Origin of the sequence: Escherichia sp. TW09308 (genome assembly GCF_000208565.1) — a bacterium.
In the GTDB taxonomy this organism is placed as follows: Bacteria; Pseudomonadota; Gammaproteobacteria; order Enterobacterales; family Enterobacteriaceae; genus Escherichia; species Escherichia marmotae.
The window spans coordinates 26,013-41,602 of the sequence record NZ_AEME01000001.1 but is presented as its reverse complement, the minus strand read 5'-3'; the positions used below and the strand labels follow the sequence as shown (position 1 = coordinate 41,602).

The following is a 15,590-nucleotide window of genomic DNA, read 5'->3' as shown; positions in this document are numbered from 1 at the left end:
TTATTGTTATAGTAAAACAATTGTTTTACATTTAATCTTCACATCATCCCTAATGATTTACTGACGAGAAGCACAAAGGACAATAACAAAAGCCTCCGTGAGGCGGGAGACTTTTTAATAAGTTCTGAAAGCAGATCACAAACAGTAAAAAAATAAACGTTTATAACCGCTATGTTATTTCACTATTCGATGATGTCTTTAGGCGTAACACTATTGACAGGTAAGTTTTTTGCAATGAGAAAACGATAAATTGCTGCGCCAACACATGCCCCAATGATCGGAGCAATAATGGGGACGATGAAATAAGGAATATTACGCCCACCGGTCATCGCTATTTCCCCCCAACCAGCAAGCCAGGTGAAAATTTTTGGCCCGAAATCACGCGCTGGATTCATGGCAAAACCGGTTAATGGTCCAGTAGATGCACCAATAACAGCAACCAGAATGCCAATAAGTAAAGGAGCAAGAGGTCCTTTTGGTATGCCATTGCCGTCATCGGTTAACGCCATAATCAACCCCATCAACATGGACGTAATGACCACTTCAACCAACGCCGCCTGCCATACATTTAACGCGGCAGCCGGATAAGTGCTAAAGATACTGGCGAGTTGCAAACTTTCAGCGCTACCACGAACTATATTGTGAGTGGATTCAAAATCGGTAAACAAGCTGTTGTATAAAAAATACGCCAGAACGGCTCCACCAAAGGCCCCCGCCAATTGTGCCACACAATATGGCAACACTTTACGGGCAGGAAAAGCAGCAAACAACCACAGAGCAATGGTAACCGCCGGGTTCAGATGGGCGCCAGAAATGCCTGCCGTAAGGTAAACAGCAAGTGAAATACCTAACCCCCAAATGATACAAATTTCCCACAGACCCAGACTTGCCCCAGCAAGTTTTAGGGCGCATAAACAACCAATGCCAAAAAAGAGGAACAGTCCGGTGCCCAAAAACTCGGCAACGCATTGCGCCTTGAGTGAATCATTCATAGTGACACCTTCTTTACGGAGTTTGTTTCTTTATCAGTTAATCGTGCACTGATTGTCGTGTATATCGAGCGCAACTATAAAAATTGCGCCGGGGAAAATATTGCCAACATGCATGACCGGCACGCTGAAAAATCGTGTTGATATAGCAAATTATTGTCATTCAAAAAGTATTCAACTTAGATACAATCGCTATTGAGCTCGCCAACTCTGCCAGATTTCCACAATAAAAAATTGCCATCCTTATATAATAAAACTTAAACAAATATCACAATTCACTTCCGCAAAGCCCAACCCGACAAAGCATTAGTGCAAATTAAATCTACCGACCAATGCAATTAATTCACATTAAAAAAACCAGAAAACTACCAGTAAATTAATAACGTATAGATAATTAAGGCAATTTTATAATATTTACCCTCTATTAATTTTGCTCATCGGATGATTAAGTCAGCCATTCTTTTTTCTCGCTTTTTTTTATAGTCATATCGTCAAAAAATCCAGGCGAGGTCTTTATGCAACAAGAAGCGTTAGGAATGGTTGAAACCAAAGGCTTAACTGCCGCCATAGAGGCCGCAGATGCCATGGTTAAATCGGCAAATGTATTGCTGGTTGGCTACGAAAAAATAGGTTCCGGGCTGGTGACCGTCATCGTTCGTGGTGATGTCGGGGCGGTAAAAGCGGCAACAGACGCAGGTGCCGCCGCCGCACGTAACGTCGGTGAAGTGAAAGCCGTACACGTAATTCCCCGCCCACATACTGATGTCGAAAAAATCTTACCAAAGGGAATTAACCCATGAGCAGCAATGAACTGGTCGAACAGATCATGGCGCAGGTCATCGCTCGCGTAGCGACGCCAGAGCATGAGGTTCTCCCGAAAACCACTCATCAAACACGAGAGACGGCTATGGCAGAAAAAAGCTGCACGTTAACGGAATTTGTTGGCACCGCTATTGGCGACACTGTAGGTCTGGTCATTGCGAATGTTGATAGCGCCCTATTGGACGCGATGAAACTTGAAAAACGCTATCGCTCCATTGGCATTCTGGGCGCGCGTATTGGTGCGGGGCCACACATTATGGCCGCGGATGAAGCAGTAAAAGCCACGAACACTGAAGTTATTAGCATTGAACTTCCTCGCGATACCAAAGGTGGTGCCGGACACGGCTCATTAATCCTCTTAGGTGGCAACGATGTTTCCGACGTGAAACGCGGTATTGAAGTTGCACTGAAAGAACTCGACCGAACCTTTGGCGACGTCTACGCCAATGAAGCCGGACATCTTGAACTGCAATATACCGCTCGCGCCAGCTATGCACTGGAAAAAGCGTTTGGCGCACCACTGGGCCGCGCTTGTGGCGTCATTGTCGGCGCTCCGGCTGCTGTTGGTGTTCTGATGGCCGATACTGCGCTGAAATCCGCCAATGTGGATGTCGTGGCATACAGCTCCCCAGCTCATGGCACCAGCTTCAGTAATGAAGTCATTCTGATTATCTCGGGTGACTCCGGCGCTGTCCGACAGGCGGTCATCTCCGCTCGCGAAATCGGTAAAACCGTGCTTTCGACTCTCGGTGATACACCGAAAAACGATCGCCCTTCCTACATCTGAATTCCATGAGGCAGATTCATGAGATCGAAAAGATTTGAAGCACTGGAAAAACGCCCGGTTAACCAGGATGGTTTCGTTAAAGAGTGGATTGAAGAAGGCTTCATTGCGATGGAAAGCCCGAACGACCCGAAACCATCAATAAAAATTGTTAACGGCATCGTCACCGAGCTGGATGGAAAACCCGCCAGCCAGTTTGACTTGATCGACCACTTTATCGCCCGCTACGGTATCAATCTCGCGCGTGCCGAAGAAGTCATCGCGATGAGCTCGGTCAAACTTGCCAATATGTTGTGCGATCCAAATGTCAAACGTAGCGATATTGTTCCCCTGACCACAGCAATGACGCCCGCCAAAATCGTCGAAGTTGTTTCACAAATGAACGTGGTAGAAATGATGATGGCGATGCAGAAAATGCGCGCCCGTCGCACACCATCGCAACAGGCTCACGTCACCAACGTCAAAGATAACCCGGTGCAAATTGCTGCCGACGCGGCCGAGGGAGCATGGCGCGGGTTTGACGAACAGGAAACCACCGTTGCCGTTGCTCGTTATGCACCTTTCAATGCTATCGCCCTGTTGGTAGGTTCGCAGGTGGGACGCCCTGGCGTCTTAACCCAGTGTTCACTGGAAGAAGCCACTGAACTGAAACTCGGTATGTTAGGCCACACCTGCTACGCCGAAACGATTTCTGTCTACGGTACGGAACCCGTTTTCACCGACGGCGACGATACACCGTGGTCAAAAGGGTTTCTCGCATCATCTTATGCTTCTCGCGGCTTAAAAATGCGTTTTACTTCCGGCTCCGGTTCTGAAGTGCAGATGGGCTATGCGGAAGGAAAATCAATGCTTTATCTTGAGGCACGTTGCATTTACATCACCAAAGCCGCGGGTGTTCAGGGTCTGCAAAACGGTTCCGTAAGCTGCATCGGCGTGCCATCGGCTGTGCCGTCAGGCATCCGTGCAGTACTGGCGGAAAACTTAATTTGCTCATCGCTGGATCTGGAATGCGCCTCCAGTAATGACCAGACCTTTACCCACTCAGATATGCGCCGTACCGCACGTTTCCTGATGCAGTTTCTGCCGGGCACCGACTTTATCTCTTCCGGTTTTTCCGCAGTACCAAACTACGACAACATGTTTGCCGGCTCAAACGAAGATGCCGAAGACTTCGATGATTATAACGTCCTTCAACGTGACCTGAAGGTTGATGGCGGCCTGCGACCGGTGCGCGAAGAGGATGTTATCGCCATCCGCAATAAAGCCGCACGCGCTTTACAGGCTGTCTTTGCAGGTATGGGATTACCGCCCATTACCGATGAAGAAGTCGAAGCAGCGACCTATGCCCACGGTTCGAAAGATATGCCAGAGCGCAACATCGTAGAAGACATAAAGTTTGCCCAGGAAATTATCAATAAAAACCGTAACAGTCTGGAAGTGGTGAAAGCCCTGGCGCAAGGCGGTTTTACCGATGTCGCGCAGGACATGCTCAACATGCAAAAAGCGAAACTGACCGGCGATTATCTCCATACCTCAGCCATTATCGTCGATGACGGACAAGTACTCTCTGCGGTCAATGACGTCAATGATTACGCCGGACCGGCTACGGGTTATCGCCTGCAAGGGGAACGCTGGGAAGAGATCAAAAATATTCCCGGTGCACTTGATCCCAACGAAATTGACTAAGGGTGAGAAATGGAAATTAACGAGAAATTACTTCGTCAGATCATCGAAGACGTGCTGGCAGAAATGCAAACCAGCGACAAGTCCGTTTCATTTCGCGCACCTGTCGCCGCAACTGCCACTTCCGCGCCGGATGGCGGAAAATTTTTGACCGAAATTGGTGAAGCCCAACAAGGTGTTCAGCAAGATGAAGTCATTATTGCTGTAGGCCCGGCTTTTGGCCTGGCGCAGACCGTCAATATTATCGGCATTCCGCATAAAAACATTTTGCGCGAAGTGATTGCCGGTATCGAAGAAGAAGGCATTAAAGCCCGAGTGATTCGCTGCTTTAAATCGTCTGATGTCGCATTCGTAGCGGTCGAAGGCGATCGTCTTAGTGGTTCAGGCATTGCTATTGGTATCCAGTCGAAAGGCACCACAGTTATCCACCAGCAAGGGCTTCCTCCCCTGTCTAACCTGGAGCTGTTCCCACAAGCGCCATTGTTGACGCTGGAAACCTATCGCCAGATTGGCAAAAACGCCGCGCGTTATGCGAAGCGTGAGTCTCCACAACCCGTTCCGACCCTCAACGATCAGATGGCGCGACCGAAATACCAGGCCAAATCTGCCATTTTGCATATCAAAGAGACCAGGTACGTGGTCACTGGCAAAAAGCCGCAAGAACTGCGCGTGACGTTTTAACAAAGGAAACCTTCATGAATACCGATGCAATTGAGTCGATGGTCAGGGACGTGTTGAACCGTATGAATAGTCTACAGGATACAACTCCTGTTTCTGCGGCCCCCCACTCATCAACACTGAGCGCCAAAGTGACTGATTACCCGCTGGCAAATAAACACCCAGAATGGGTCAAAACGGCAACCAATAAAACGCTCGACGATTTCACTCTGGAAAATGTACTCAGCGATAAAGTTACCGCCCAGGATATGCGCATAACCCCTGAAACATTGCGTATTCAGGCCGAGATTGCCAGAGATGCTGGTCGTGATCGCCTGGCGGTGAATTTTGAACGTGCTGCCGAACTTACCTCAGTGCCGGATGATCGCATCCTTGAAATCTACAATGCGTTGCGCCCTTATCGTTCGACTAAGCAAGAACTCATTGCCATTGCCGACGATCTTGAACAGCGTTATCAAGCCCAAATTTGCGCTGCATTTGTCCGTGAAGCCGCAGAACTCTATGTCGAGCGTAAAAAACTGAAAGGCGACGATTAAGGACGAACTATGCGCTATATAGCAGGCATTGATATCGGCAATTCATCGACAGAGGTTGCGCTGGCAACGCTCAGTGCGTCTGGAGAATTGTCGTTCGTGAGCAGCGCTCTGGCAGAAACCACCGGAATCAAAGGTACGTTGCGTAACGTACATGGTATTCAGGAGGCGCTCGCACAGGCAACGAAAAAAGTCGGTATCACTGTCAGCGATATTTCGCTTATTCGTATCAACGAAGCAACTCCGGTCATTGGTGATGTAGCGATGGAAACCATTACGGAAACCATCATCACCGAATCAACCATGATCGGCCACAACCCGAAAACGCCAGGCGGAGTAGGTCTGGGAGTGGGACTCACCATCACTCCGCAAGAGTTGTTAACACGCCCGGCGGAAGCACCATACATCCTGGTCGTGTCATCGGCATTTGATTTTGCCGATATCGCGACCATGATAAACGCCTCCGTGCGTGCCGGATATCAACTGACTGGCGTAATTCTGCAACGCGATGATGGCGTGCTGGTCAGTAACCGACTGGAAATCCCTTTACCCATTGTTGATGAAGTCCTCTATATCGAGCGTATTCCACTCGGTATGCTGGCCGCGATTGAAGTTGCCGTTCCCGGGAAAGTTATCGAAACCCTGTCTAACCCGTATGGGATTGCCACTGTTTTTGCCCTCAATGCTGAAGAGACTCAAAACATTGTTCCTGTGGCACGAGCGCTTATCGGCAACCGTTCAGCAGTAGTAGTGAAAACACCGTCTGGTGACGTTAAAGCTCGTTCGATACCCGCCGGAAACATTGAGCTGCTTTCTGCCGGGCGCACAATGCGGGTCGATGTTGCCGCAGGTGCCGACGCCATTATGAAAGCGGTCGGTGAGTGCCCAAAACTGGAGAACGTGACGGGCGAACCGGGCACCAACATCGGCGGAATGCTGGAACATGTTCGCCAGACCATGGCGGTGCTGACCAATAAACCCAGCCACGAAATTTTTATTCAGGATTTGCTGGCGATAGATACGTCTGTTCCGGTCAGCGTAACCGGTGGTCTGGCTGGAGAATTTTCACTGGAACAGGCAGTGGGTATCGCCTCAATGGTGAAATCAGACCGCCTGCAAATGGCGATGATCGCCAGTGAAATTAAGCAAAAACTGCATATTGATGTTCAGGTCGGAGGCGCAGAAGCAGAAGCCGCAATTCAGGGAGCATTAACTACCCCGGGGACAACGCGCCCTCTGGCAATTCTGGACTTAGGCGCCGGTTCTACCGATGCCTCCATCATCAATCAGAAAGGGGAAATGATTGCCACTCACCTTGCAGGAGCAGGCGACATGGTGACGATGATTATCGCCCGGGAACTGGGCTTAAATGATCGTTATCTGGCTGAAGAAATCAAAAAGTACCCGTTGGCAAAAGTAGAAAGCCTGTTCCATTTACGCCATGAAGACGGCAGCGTTCAGTTCTTCCCTACTCCGCTATCCCCTCATGTCTTTGCCCGCGTTTGTGTGGTGAAACCCGACGAGCTGGTGCCGATTCCCGGCGATTTAACACTGGAAAAAGTGCGTGCCGTTCGTCGCAGTGCGAAAGAGCGCGTCTTCGTAACAAACGCTCTGCGTGCGTTACGTCAGGTAAGCCCAGGTGGAAATATTCGCAACATTCCATTCGTCGTGCTGGTGGGCGGCTCTTCGCTGGATTTTGAAGTACCACAGTTAGTCACCGATGCGTTGGCGCATTATCGACTGGTCGCCGGGCGGGGGAATATCCGTGGCAACGAAGGACCGCGCAATGCGGTAGCTACCGGGCTACTCATCGCCTGGCGCAAGGAGTCGGCTTATGGAAAGTAAAGGACGAGCCCCCGCCATTGTCGTCATGGTAATCGGTGCTTACACCAACGCATGGGATGAGGTGCTTTTCGGTATTGAAGAAGAGGGGATCCCCTTTAGCATTCAACAAATCCCGTCAGGTGAGGTGATCGATAGCGCCTGGCAGGCCGCTCGTCAGTCCCCCCTGTTGGTTGGCATAGCCTGCGACCGGGAAAAACTAATTGTACATTACAAAAATTTACCGGCATCAGCACCGTTGTTTACGCTGATGTATCAACAAGATAACTATGCCCGGCGTAGCATCGGCAATAACGCCGCCCGCCTGGTCAAAGGCATTCCCTTCAGGGAATACCACCCATAATCCACAGGAGAAACGCTGTATGAACAACGCACTAGGACTGGTTGAAACAAAAGGGTTAGTTGGCGCAATTGAAGCCGCGGATGCCATGGTTAAATCCGCCAACGTGCAACTGGTTGGCTATGAAAAGATTGGTTCGGGTCTGATTACGGTGATGGTCCGCGGCGATGTCGGCGCAGTAAAAGCCGCCGTTGATGCGGGGAGCGCAGCAGCAAGCGCCGTTGGTGAAGTGAAATCCTGCCATGTCATTCCACGACCGCACAGCGATGTTGAGGCCATTTTACCTAAATCTGCATAACCCCATTCGCTAAGGAGCACAGCGTGAAGCAATCACTGGGATTACTTGAAGTCAGTGGTCTGGCACTCGCCATCAGTTGCGCGGACGCTATGGCTAAGGCCGCGTCCATCACGCTGGTTGGCCTTGAGAAGACCAATGGTTCGGGCTGGACGCTCATCAAAATTATCGGTGACGTCGCCTCGATTAATGCAGCGATCGCAACAGGCGTCAGTTTCGCCAGACAGCGAAATGGTCTTGTCGCGCACAAAGTGATTGCCCGACCTGGAGAAGGAATACTGCCCCGCACAACAGAAGCATTGGATGCGACAGTCGAAGCAAGCGAAACACCTGCAACAACAGTCGCCTCAGAAATTATCAGTTGTAATTTGTGTCTTGACCCGGCGTGCCAACGGCAAAAAGGTGAACCCCGTTCACTTTGCCTGCATTCCGATAAGCGAGGGGGGTAGTAATGGATAAACAAACCTTGCAGGAGGCTGTTAGCCTGGTCCTGGATGAGATGCGCGAGCGCCCTATCCCTCTGGGCGTCTCCAGTCGTCACATTCATCTTTCAACGGCGGATTATGTGCGCCTTTTTCCTGAACAACCGATCAGCGAGAAAAAGTCGTTATTACAACCTGGTCAGTTCGCTGCTGAACAGGTTGTTACGCTGGTGGGACCAAAAGGCAAATTACACAACGTTCGCTTGTTGGGGCCATTACGTAACTCAAGTCAGGTGGAGATTTCCCGGACTGACGCCAGAACGTTAGGGATCGCCGCTCCGCTACGCATGTCTGGCGATCTCAGCGACACTCCGGGAATTCGTCTGATAAGCCCTTTTGCAGAGCTGGAAATCGCTTCTGGCGTTATTGTCGCGCAACGGCATATTCATATGTCTCCGCTTGATGCCCTGATTTATGGCGTTACACATGGTGATAAGGTGGCGGTCGCCATTGAAGGGGATGAGCGACGACTGATATTCGATAACGTTGCCGTTCGCGTCTCACCGGATATGCGTCTTGAAATGCATATTGATACCGACGAAGCCAACGCCGCAGGCGCTGATAATCCTGACGTTTTTGCCACGCTGGTGTCGGTGCCATGAATAACGTGCTGATGCAACACATTGTTGACGAAGTGATTTTTCGCCTGAAACAGCGTGCGGGAAAAACACTCGCGCTAACTGTTTCGCAACTGCGAGAAGCCAGCGTTCACGAGATAGTTCATCAGTATGCATCGTTACAAATTCAATATGTCGATCTGCCGTTGTTGCGACAACTCGCGGAAAACGAAACGTCAGATCGTGCAGCAATCCACATTCACGAGGCGTTAGCCTGGGGAATGCACATTCAATTGTCGTTGCAGCATCATTTTCTGAACGCCATCAAATTAAAGTCACTCGCCCGTCTACCGTTAACCTGGTGCGACGAACAAGGGCAACCGGTCTACCTTCATCGTGGTCGACTTTTAAGTTATGTCGACATAGCGCAGTTATGCACGGGAATACTGGTGCTGCAACGGAAATGTTGTGTGACCGCTCTTGCGCGTGAAGCGGCAATTACCCGAAACATTCAGTTAATCAGGCAGGAGTAACCCATGCATCTGGCTCGAGTCACTGGCGCGGTGGTATCCACGCAAAAATCACCTTCTCTGGTCGGGAAAAAACTGCTGTTGGTTCGCCGGGTCAGCGCTGACGGTGAACTGCCTCTCACGCCATTAACCGGTGACGAAGTTGCCGTTGATTCAGTCGGTGCTGGCGTCGGTGAGTTGGTACTCCTCAGCAGCGGTTCCAGCGCCAGACATGTGTTTTCCGGACCTAACGAAGCCATCGACCTGGCAGTGGTTGGCATTGTCGATACGCTTTCGCGCTAAGGAGTTGAAAGATGGCGATTTATACCAGAACAGGCGATTCAGGAAATACGTCCCTATTTACCGGGCAACGTGTCAGTAAAACTCATCTACGTGTCGAAGCCTATGGCACGCTGGATGAACTGAACGCGACACTCAGTCTGTGTTATTGCGCCACCACCATCGAAAGTCATCGCATCTTACTGGAAGCCATTCAGCAACAGATATTCTGGTTTAGTGCCGAGCTCGCCAGTGAAAGCGAACAGCCATCAGCGCAGCAACGTTACATCAGTACGGAAGAAATCGCCGCGCTGGAAAAAGCGATCGACAGTGCAATGAACGCGGTTCCTCCAGTTCGCAGCTTCATTCTACCTGGTCGTTGTGAAGCCGCAAGCCGCATGCATTTCGCCCGCACAGTGGCTCGCAGGGCCGAAAGACGTCTGGTTGAACTGACAACGGAAGCCACCGTTCGCCATGTTTTACTGCACTACATCAACCGGCTTTCCGATTGCCTGTATGCCCTCGCCCGCGTGGAAGACAATGTTGCTCATCAGAACCTGATGATTCAGGAAATAACAAAACGTTATCACGAAGCTAACCACCCTCCAGCATTGAAGGAACGCACGATGCCGCTCACTTTTCAGGATCTTCATCAGCTCATTCGTAGCGCGGCAATGCGCGCAGATGAACTGCATATTCCCGTAGTCATTAGCATCGTTGATGCCAACGGTACGGAAAGCGTTACCTGGCGGATGCCTGATGCGCTGCTGGTTAGCAGTGAACTGGCACCGAAAAAAGCCTGGACCGCCGTGGCGATGAAAACGGCGACACACAAGCTTGCTGATGCCGTGCAACCCGGAGCGCCGCTTTACGGACTCGAAAGCCATATGCAAGGCAAAGTTGTCACTTTTGGTGGCGGTTTCCCCCTCTGGCGTGACGGAATATTGCTTGGAGGGCTTGGTATCAGCGGCGGTAGCGTTGAACAAGATATGGATATTGCACAAACCGCAATGGCAGCAATTAACGCAGGAGCAAACCTATGAATACCACTGAATTAGAAACGATTATCCGCAATATCCTGCGCGAACAAATGATGCCCACTGCGTCACAAACGCAAAGAAATGGTATCTTCCAGACTGTCGATGACGCCGTCTGCGCTGCACACCAGGCCTTTTTGCGCTTTCAACAGTGCCCACTTAAAACCCGCAGTGCCATTATCAACGCCATTCGCGAAGAATTATCCCCCCGCCTTACCGAACTGGCAGAAGAGAGCACTATCGAAACGGGGATGGGAAATAAAGAAGATAAGTATCTAAAAAACAAAGCGGCTCTCGATAACACACCTGGAATTGAAGACTTAACCACCACTGCGCTAACCGGTGATGGTGGCATGGTTTTATTTGAATACTCTCCGTTTGGGGTTATTGGCTCAGTCACGCCAAGTACCAATCCAACGGAAACCATCATTAACAACAGCATCAGCATGTTGGCTGCAGGCAATAGTGTCTATTTCAGTCCTCACCCGGGAGCCAAAAACGTATCGCTGAAACTGATCGCCATAATCGAAGACATCGCGTTTCGCTGTAGTGGCATTCATAACCTTATCGTTACCGTGTCTGAACCAACCTTTGCCGCCACCGAACAGATGATGACGCACCCTAAAATCGTCGTTCTGGCAATTACTGGCGGTCCAGGTATCGTCGCGATGGGGATGAAAAGTGGCAAGAAAGTGATTGGTGCCGGTGCGGGTAACCCGCCCTGCATCGTCGATGAAACGGCGGATATTGTGAAAGCCGCCGAAGACATCATCAACGGCGCTTCATTCGATTACAACCTGCCGTGTATCGCTGAAAAAAGCCTGATAGTCGTTGAATCAGTAGCAGATTACCTAATCCAACAGATGCAAAGTTTTGGCGCTTTTCTTCTTAACCGGGAACAAACTGACCAATTGCGTGCTATTTGCCTTCCTGGCAATGTTGCCAACAAAAAGCTGGTGGGTAAAAGTCCTTCAGCCATGCTGGAAGCAGCGGGAATTCCTTTACCGCAGAAAGCCCCTCGATTACTAATTGCTATTGTCGACGCCGATGATAGCTGGGTTACCTGCGAACAACTGATGCCAATGTTGCCCATTGTAAAAGTTAATGATTTTGATAGCGCCCTCACCCTGGCGCTGAAAGTGGAAGACAGCTTGCACCACACGGCAATTATGCACTCGCAGAATGTCTCTCGGCTCAACCTTGCCGCGCGCGTTATGCAAACCTCCATCTTTGTCAAAAACGGCCCCTCCTGGGCAGGCATTGGCGTCGGCGGTGAAGGATTTACGACCTTCACCATTGCTACACCGACCGGAGAGGGGACAACGTCAGCACGGACTTTTGCCCGCTCACGACGCTGCGTGTTGACCACTGGTTTTTCCATTCGCTAGAGAAACGGAAATGAATACTTTTTCACTGCAGACGCGTTTATACAGCGGACCAGGAAGTCTTAAAGTGCTTAGCCGTTTCACCAATAAGCACATCTGGATTATTTGCGACGCCTTTCTGGCACGCTCACCACTGATTGACACGTTGCGCCAGGCGCTGCCTGACAGCAACCGCCTCAGTATTTTTAGCGAAATAACACCCGACCCAACTATCCAGACCGTGGTAAAAGGCATTGCACAAATGCAGACTTTACGCCCGGATGTGGTTATCGGTTTTGGCGGCGGCTCTGCGCTGGACGCCGCAAAAGCGATTGTCTGGTTTAGTCGCCAGTGTGCTATTGAGATTGACACCTGCGTAGCCATTCCCACCACCAGCGGCACCGGCTCAGAAGTGACCAGCGCCTGTGTCATCAGCGATCCAGAGAAAGGGATTAAATATCCCCTTTTCGATAATGCACTTTATCCGGATATTGCAGTCCTCGATCCCTCGCTGGTCGTCAGCGTGCCTCCCGCGATAACTGCCAATACCGGAATGGATGTTTTAACCCATGCGCTAGAAGCCTATGTTTCTCCACGCGCCAGTGATTTCTCGGATGCTCTGGTCGAAAAAGCCGTGCAAATTGTTTTTCACTACCTGCCTACAGCAGTGAATAAAGGCGATTGTCTTGCTACTCGCGGCAAAATGCATAATGCCTCGACGCTTGCCGGAATGGCCTTTAGCCAGGCTGGGCTTGGGTTAAATCATGCAATTGCCCATCAACTCGGCGGGCAGTTTCATCTGCCACACGGCCTGGCGAATGCTCTCCTGCTCACGGCGGTTATCCGCTTTAATGCTGGCGATCCGCGCGCCGCCAAACGCTACGTCCGGCTGGCAAAAACGTGTCATTTATGCCCTGATAACGCCAATGACACCGCCAGCCTGAATGCACTCATTCAACATATTGAACAGCTTAAAAAAGCCTGTGCAATACCGACTCTCGCTAATGCACTGAAAGAAAAAAAAGCAGAATGGTCAGCACGTCTTCCAGATATGGTTCAGGCAGCGCTGGCGGATGCAACATTGCGTACCAACCCACGAGCGGCTGATGCCTCCGCTATTGAGGAACTGCTTGAGGAGTTGTTATGAACGTCGAGTTAACGTCCTGTGACAGTCAGACGATCCGTGGGCGAGTTCAGGCAGCCGGGGTTGTGGGTGCTGGCGGCGCAGGCTTTCCAACACATATCAAGCTGCAGGCGTGTGTTGACACTTTCCTGGTAAATGCCGCGGAATGCGAACCAATGTTGAAAGTGGACCAGCAGTTAATGGCACAACAAGCCAGCCGCCTGCTGCGCGGTGTTCACTATGCGATGAAAGCCACCGGGGCTGCTAGCGGAATCATCGCGCTGAAAGAGAAGTATCAACCCGCAATAAAAGCACTTACACCATTACTTCCAACGGATATCCGCCTGCATATTTTGCCCGACGTTTATCCCGCTGGGGATGAGGTGCTGACCATCTGGATGGCAACAGGTCGTCGCGTTCCACCCGCCGCGTTGCCCGTTAGCGTCGGCGTGGTGGTGAATAACGTCCAGACCGTGCTGAATATTGCCAGAGCCGTTGAGCAACAGTATCCGGTAACGCGCCGCACGTTAACCGTTAATGGTGCAGTTGCTAAACCAGTAACAGTGACCGTTCCCATCGGAATGTCTTTACGCGAGGTACTGGCGCTGGCGGGAGGCGCTACGGTAGATAATCCCGGTTTTATCAATGGCGGGCCGATGATGGGGAGTTTGATCCCATCGCTCGATACGCCAGTCAGCAAAACCACCGGCGGCTTGCTGGTCTTACCCAACTCTCATTCACTGATCCAACGTCGAATGCAGGATGATCGCAACGTACTTGCCGTCGCGAAAACCGTTTGTGAACAATGCCGCTTATGTACCGATCTCTGTCCACGTCATTTAATCGGTCACGAACTGTCACCACATTTGTTAGTACGTGCGGTTAACTACCAACAGCTCGCTACACCGCAACTGTTACTGACAGCACTCACCTGTTCGGAGTGCAACGTCTGTGCCAGCGTCGCCTGCCCGGTAGGTATTTCACCAATGCGCATAAATCGCCTGCTTAAGCAGGAATTACGCGCTAAAAATCTCCGCTACGAAGGCACCTTAAACCCTGCGGATGTCATGGCAAATTATCGACTGATTCCCGTAAAACGGCTGGTAACCAGACTGGGCTTAGCACCGTGGTATCAGGATGCGCCATGGTCTGAACACGTGCCACAGCCCGAAAAAGTGACGCTATTGTTACGCCAGCACATCGGAGCCAGCGCAATTGCGTGTGTCCAAAAAGGCGATCGTGTCGTTCGTGGGCAATGTGTAGGCCAAATTCCACACGGCACATTAGGTGCCCCCATTCATGCCAGTATTGATGGCAAGATCAGTGATGTGACAGAAAACGCGATTACGGTTGTGAGAGGTTAACCATGTCAAAAGCGGTAGGTATTTTAGAACTTAGCAGTATCGCGAAAGGGATGGAAACCGGCGATGCCATGCTGAAAAGCGCCAACGTTGAGTTACTGGTCAGCAAAACGCTATGCCCCGGTAAATTTCTGCTGATGCTCGGTGGCGATGTCGGTGCGGTGCAACAGGCCATCGATAATGGCACGGCCCTTGCTGGTGAAATGCTGGTCGACAGTCTGGTTCTTCCTAATATTCATCCCACTATCCTGTCTGCAATCAGCGGTCTGAACCATGTTGACCAGCGACGGGCTGTCGGTGTAGTAGAAACCTGGAGTGTAGCAGCCTGCATTGACGCTGCCGATTGTGCAGTGAAAGCGGCAAACGTCACGCTCGTGCGGGTGCATATGGCCTTCGGTATTGGCGGTAAATGCTACATGGTAGTGGCAGGCGATATTTCTGATGTTAATAACGCGGTCTCTGTCGCCAGCGAGCGCGCGGGGGAAAAAGGTTTGTTGGTCTATCGTTCGGTGATTGCCCGTCCGCATGAAGCCATGTGGCATCAGATGGTGGAGGGATAATGTCAACTCAACACACGACTGAACGGATGATTCAGGAATATGTTCCCGGTAAACAGGTCACACTGGCGCATGTGATTGCGAATCCCGGAAAGGATCTGTTTAAGAAATTAGGTTTACCAGACACCGTTTCTGCCATTGGTATTCTGACGATTACCCCCAGCGAAGCATCTATCATCGCGTGTGATATCGCCACAAAATCAGGCGCTGTAGAGATTGGTTTTCTTGATCGTTTTACCGGCGCGGTAGTTCTGACTGGCGATGTTTCTGCTATCGAATATGCACTTAGCCAGGTTACACGCACGCTGGGCGAAATGATGCACTTTACCGCCTGTTCCATTACACGGACCTGACA

Annotated in this window: 19 protein-coding genes; 18 read left to right on the top strand and 1 reads right to left on the bottom strand. The window is 50.8% G+C overall.

The window, feature by feature from the left end; all coding sequences use genetic code 11:
* Nucleotides 1–182 precede the first annotated feature (182 nt).
* Nucleotides 183–992, bottom strand: a complete 810-nt coding sequence (gene pduF / locus ESM_RS0100235) for a propanediol diffusion facilitator PduF (protein ID WP_001000030.1) — start codon at nt 990–992, stop codon at nt 183–185.
* Nucleotides 993–1,504: 512 nt separating this feature from the next.
* On the opposite strand from pduF, the gene pduA reads away from it, so the two are divergent.
* Genes pduA through pduU form a run of 18 tightly spaced genes read left to right on the top strand, consistent with a single transcriptional unit; the run spans nt 1,505 to nt 15,588 of the window.
* On the top strand, nt 1,505–1,789 hold the full coding sequence (gene pduA, locus ESM_RS0100230; protein WP_001183614.1) for a propanediol utilization microcompartment protein PduA: 285 nt from the start codon (nt 1,505–1,507) through the stop codon (nt 1,787–1,789).
* The gene (gene pduB, locus ESM_RS0100225) at nt 1,786–2,598 is read left to right on the top strand and encodes a propanediol utilization microcompartment protein PduB (RefSeq protein ID WP_000097486.1); all 813 of its coding nucleotides are present in this window, start codon (nt 1,786–1,788) and stop codon (nt 2,596–2,598) included. Before pduA ends, pduB begins: the two co-directional genes overlap by 4 nt.
* Nucleotides 2,599–2,616: 18 nt before the next feature.
* Nucleotides 2,617–4,281: a propanediol dehydratase large subunit PduC gene (pduC, locus tag ESM_RS0100220; protein ID WP_001256922.1), complete on the top strand. Its 1,665-nt coding sequence runs from the start codon at nt 2,617–2,619 to the stop codon at nt 4,279–4,281.
* 9 nt (nt 4,282–4,290) lie between these two features.
* Nucleotides 4,291–4,959 carry a propanediol/glycerol family dehydratase medium subunit gene (locus tag ESM_RS0100215; protein ID WP_000405038.1) on the top strand — a complete coding sequence of 223 codons (669 nt, stop codon included), beginning with the start codon at nt 4,291–4,293 and terminating at the stop codon, nt 4,957–4,959.
* Between the two features lie 14 nt (nt 4,960–4,973).
* Nucleotides 4,974–5,492 (top strand): propanediol dehydratase small subunit PduE, encoded by a 519-nt coding sequence (gene pduE, locus ESM_RS0100210; RefSeq protein ID WP_001090590.1) that lies wholly within the window; start codon nt 4,974–4,976, stop codon nt 5,490–5,492.
* A 9-nt stretch (nt 5,493–5,501) separates the two neighbouring features.
* Complete coding sequence (locus tag ESM_RS0100205) at nt 5,502–7,334, top strand: diol dehydratase reactivase subunit alpha (RefSeq protein WP_001268904.1); 1,833 nt, start codon at nt 5,502–5,504, stop codon at nt 7,332–7,334.
* Nucleotides 7,324–7,674, top strand: a complete 351-nt coding sequence (locus ESM_RS0100200) for a glycerol dehydratase reactivase beta/small subunit family protein (protein ID WP_000444065.1) — start codon at nt 7,324–7,326, stop codon at nt 7,672–7,674. Before ESM_RS0100205 ends, ESM_RS0100200 begins: the two co-directional genes overlap by 11 nt.
* A gap of 19 nt (nt 7,675–7,693) precedes the next feature.
* Entirely contained in the window at nt 7,694–7,969 is a 276-nt protein-coding gene (gene pduJ / locus ESM_RS0100195; RefSeq protein ID WP_001057752.1) for a propanediol utilization microcompartment protein PduJ, read from the top strand.
* A 23-nt stretch (nt 7,970–7,992) separates the two neighbouring features.
* Nucleotides 7,993–8,415: a BMC domain-containing protein gene (locus ESM_RS0100190; RefSeq protein WP_000814159.1), complete on the top strand. Its 423-nt coding sequence runs from the start codon at nt 7,993–7,995 to the stop codon at nt 8,413–8,415.
* A 2-nt stretch (nt 8,416–8,417) separates the two neighbouring features.
* Nucleotides 8,418–9,050, top strand: coding sequence for a phosphate propanoyltransferase (locus ESM_RS0100185; protein WP_000361033.1), 633 nt, complete (start codon nt 8,418–8,420; stop codon nt 9,048–9,050).
* Nucleotides 9,047–9,538: a microcompartment protein PduM gene (gene pduM, locus ESM_RS0100180; RefSeq protein ID WP_001067061.1), complete on the top strand. Its 492-nt coding sequence runs from the start codon at nt 9,047–9,049 to the stop codon at nt 9,536–9,538. Before ESM_RS0100185 ends, pduM begins: the two co-directional genes overlap by 4 nt.
* Before the next feature lie 3 nt (nt 9,539–9,541).
* Nucleotides 9,542–9,817, top strand: a complete 276-nt coding sequence (locus ESM_RS0100175) for a EutN/CcmL family microcompartment protein (protein WP_000549830.1) — start codon at nt 9,542–9,544, stop codon at nt 9,815–9,817.
* Between the two features lie 11 nt (nt 9,818–9,828).
* Nucleotides 9,829–10,836, top strand: coding sequence for a two-domain cob(I)yrinic acid a,c-diamide adenosyltransferase PduO (gene pduO, locus ESM_RS0100170; protein WP_001029496.1), 1,008 nt, complete (start codon nt 9,829–9,831; stop codon nt 10,834–10,836).
* Entirely contained in the window at nt 10,833–12,218 is a 1,386-nt protein-coding gene (gene pduP / locus ESM_RS0100165) for a CoA-acylating propionaldehyde dehydrogenase PduP (protein ID WP_001098300.1), read from the top strand. Before pduO ends, pduP begins: the two co-directional genes overlap by 4 nt.
* 10 nt (nt 12,219–12,228) lie before the next feature.
* Nucleotides 12,229–13,341: a 1-propanol dehydrogenase PduQ gene (locus tag ESM_RS0100160; RefSeq protein WP_001091444.1), complete on the top strand. Its 1,113-nt coding sequence runs from the start codon at nt 12,229–12,231 to the stop codon at nt 13,339–13,341.
* Nucleotides 13,338–14,681, top strand: coding sequence for a 4Fe-4S dicluster domain-containing protein (locus ESM_RS0100155; RefSeq protein ID WP_001100248.1), 1,344 nt, complete (start codon nt 13,338–13,340; stop codon nt 14,679–14,681). The genes ESM_RS0100160 and ESM_RS0100155 overlap by 4 nt, the downstream gene beginning before the upstream one ends.
* A gap of 2 nt (nt 14,682–14,683) precedes the next feature.
* Nucleotides 14,684–15,238, top strand: a complete 555-nt coding sequence (gene pduT / locus ESM_RS0100150; protein WP_000030720.1) for a propanediol utilization microcompartment protein PduT — start codon at nt 14,684–14,686, stop codon at nt 15,236–15,238.
* Complete coding sequence (gene pduU / locus ESM_RS0100145) at nt 15,238–15,588, top strand: propanediol utilization microcompartment protein PduU (protein WP_000107121.1); 351 nt, start codon at nt 15,238–15,240, stop codon at nt 15,586–15,588. The genes pduT and pduU overlap by 1 nt, the downstream gene beginning before the upstream one ends.
* Nucleotides 15,589–15,590 lie beyond the last annotated feature (2 nt).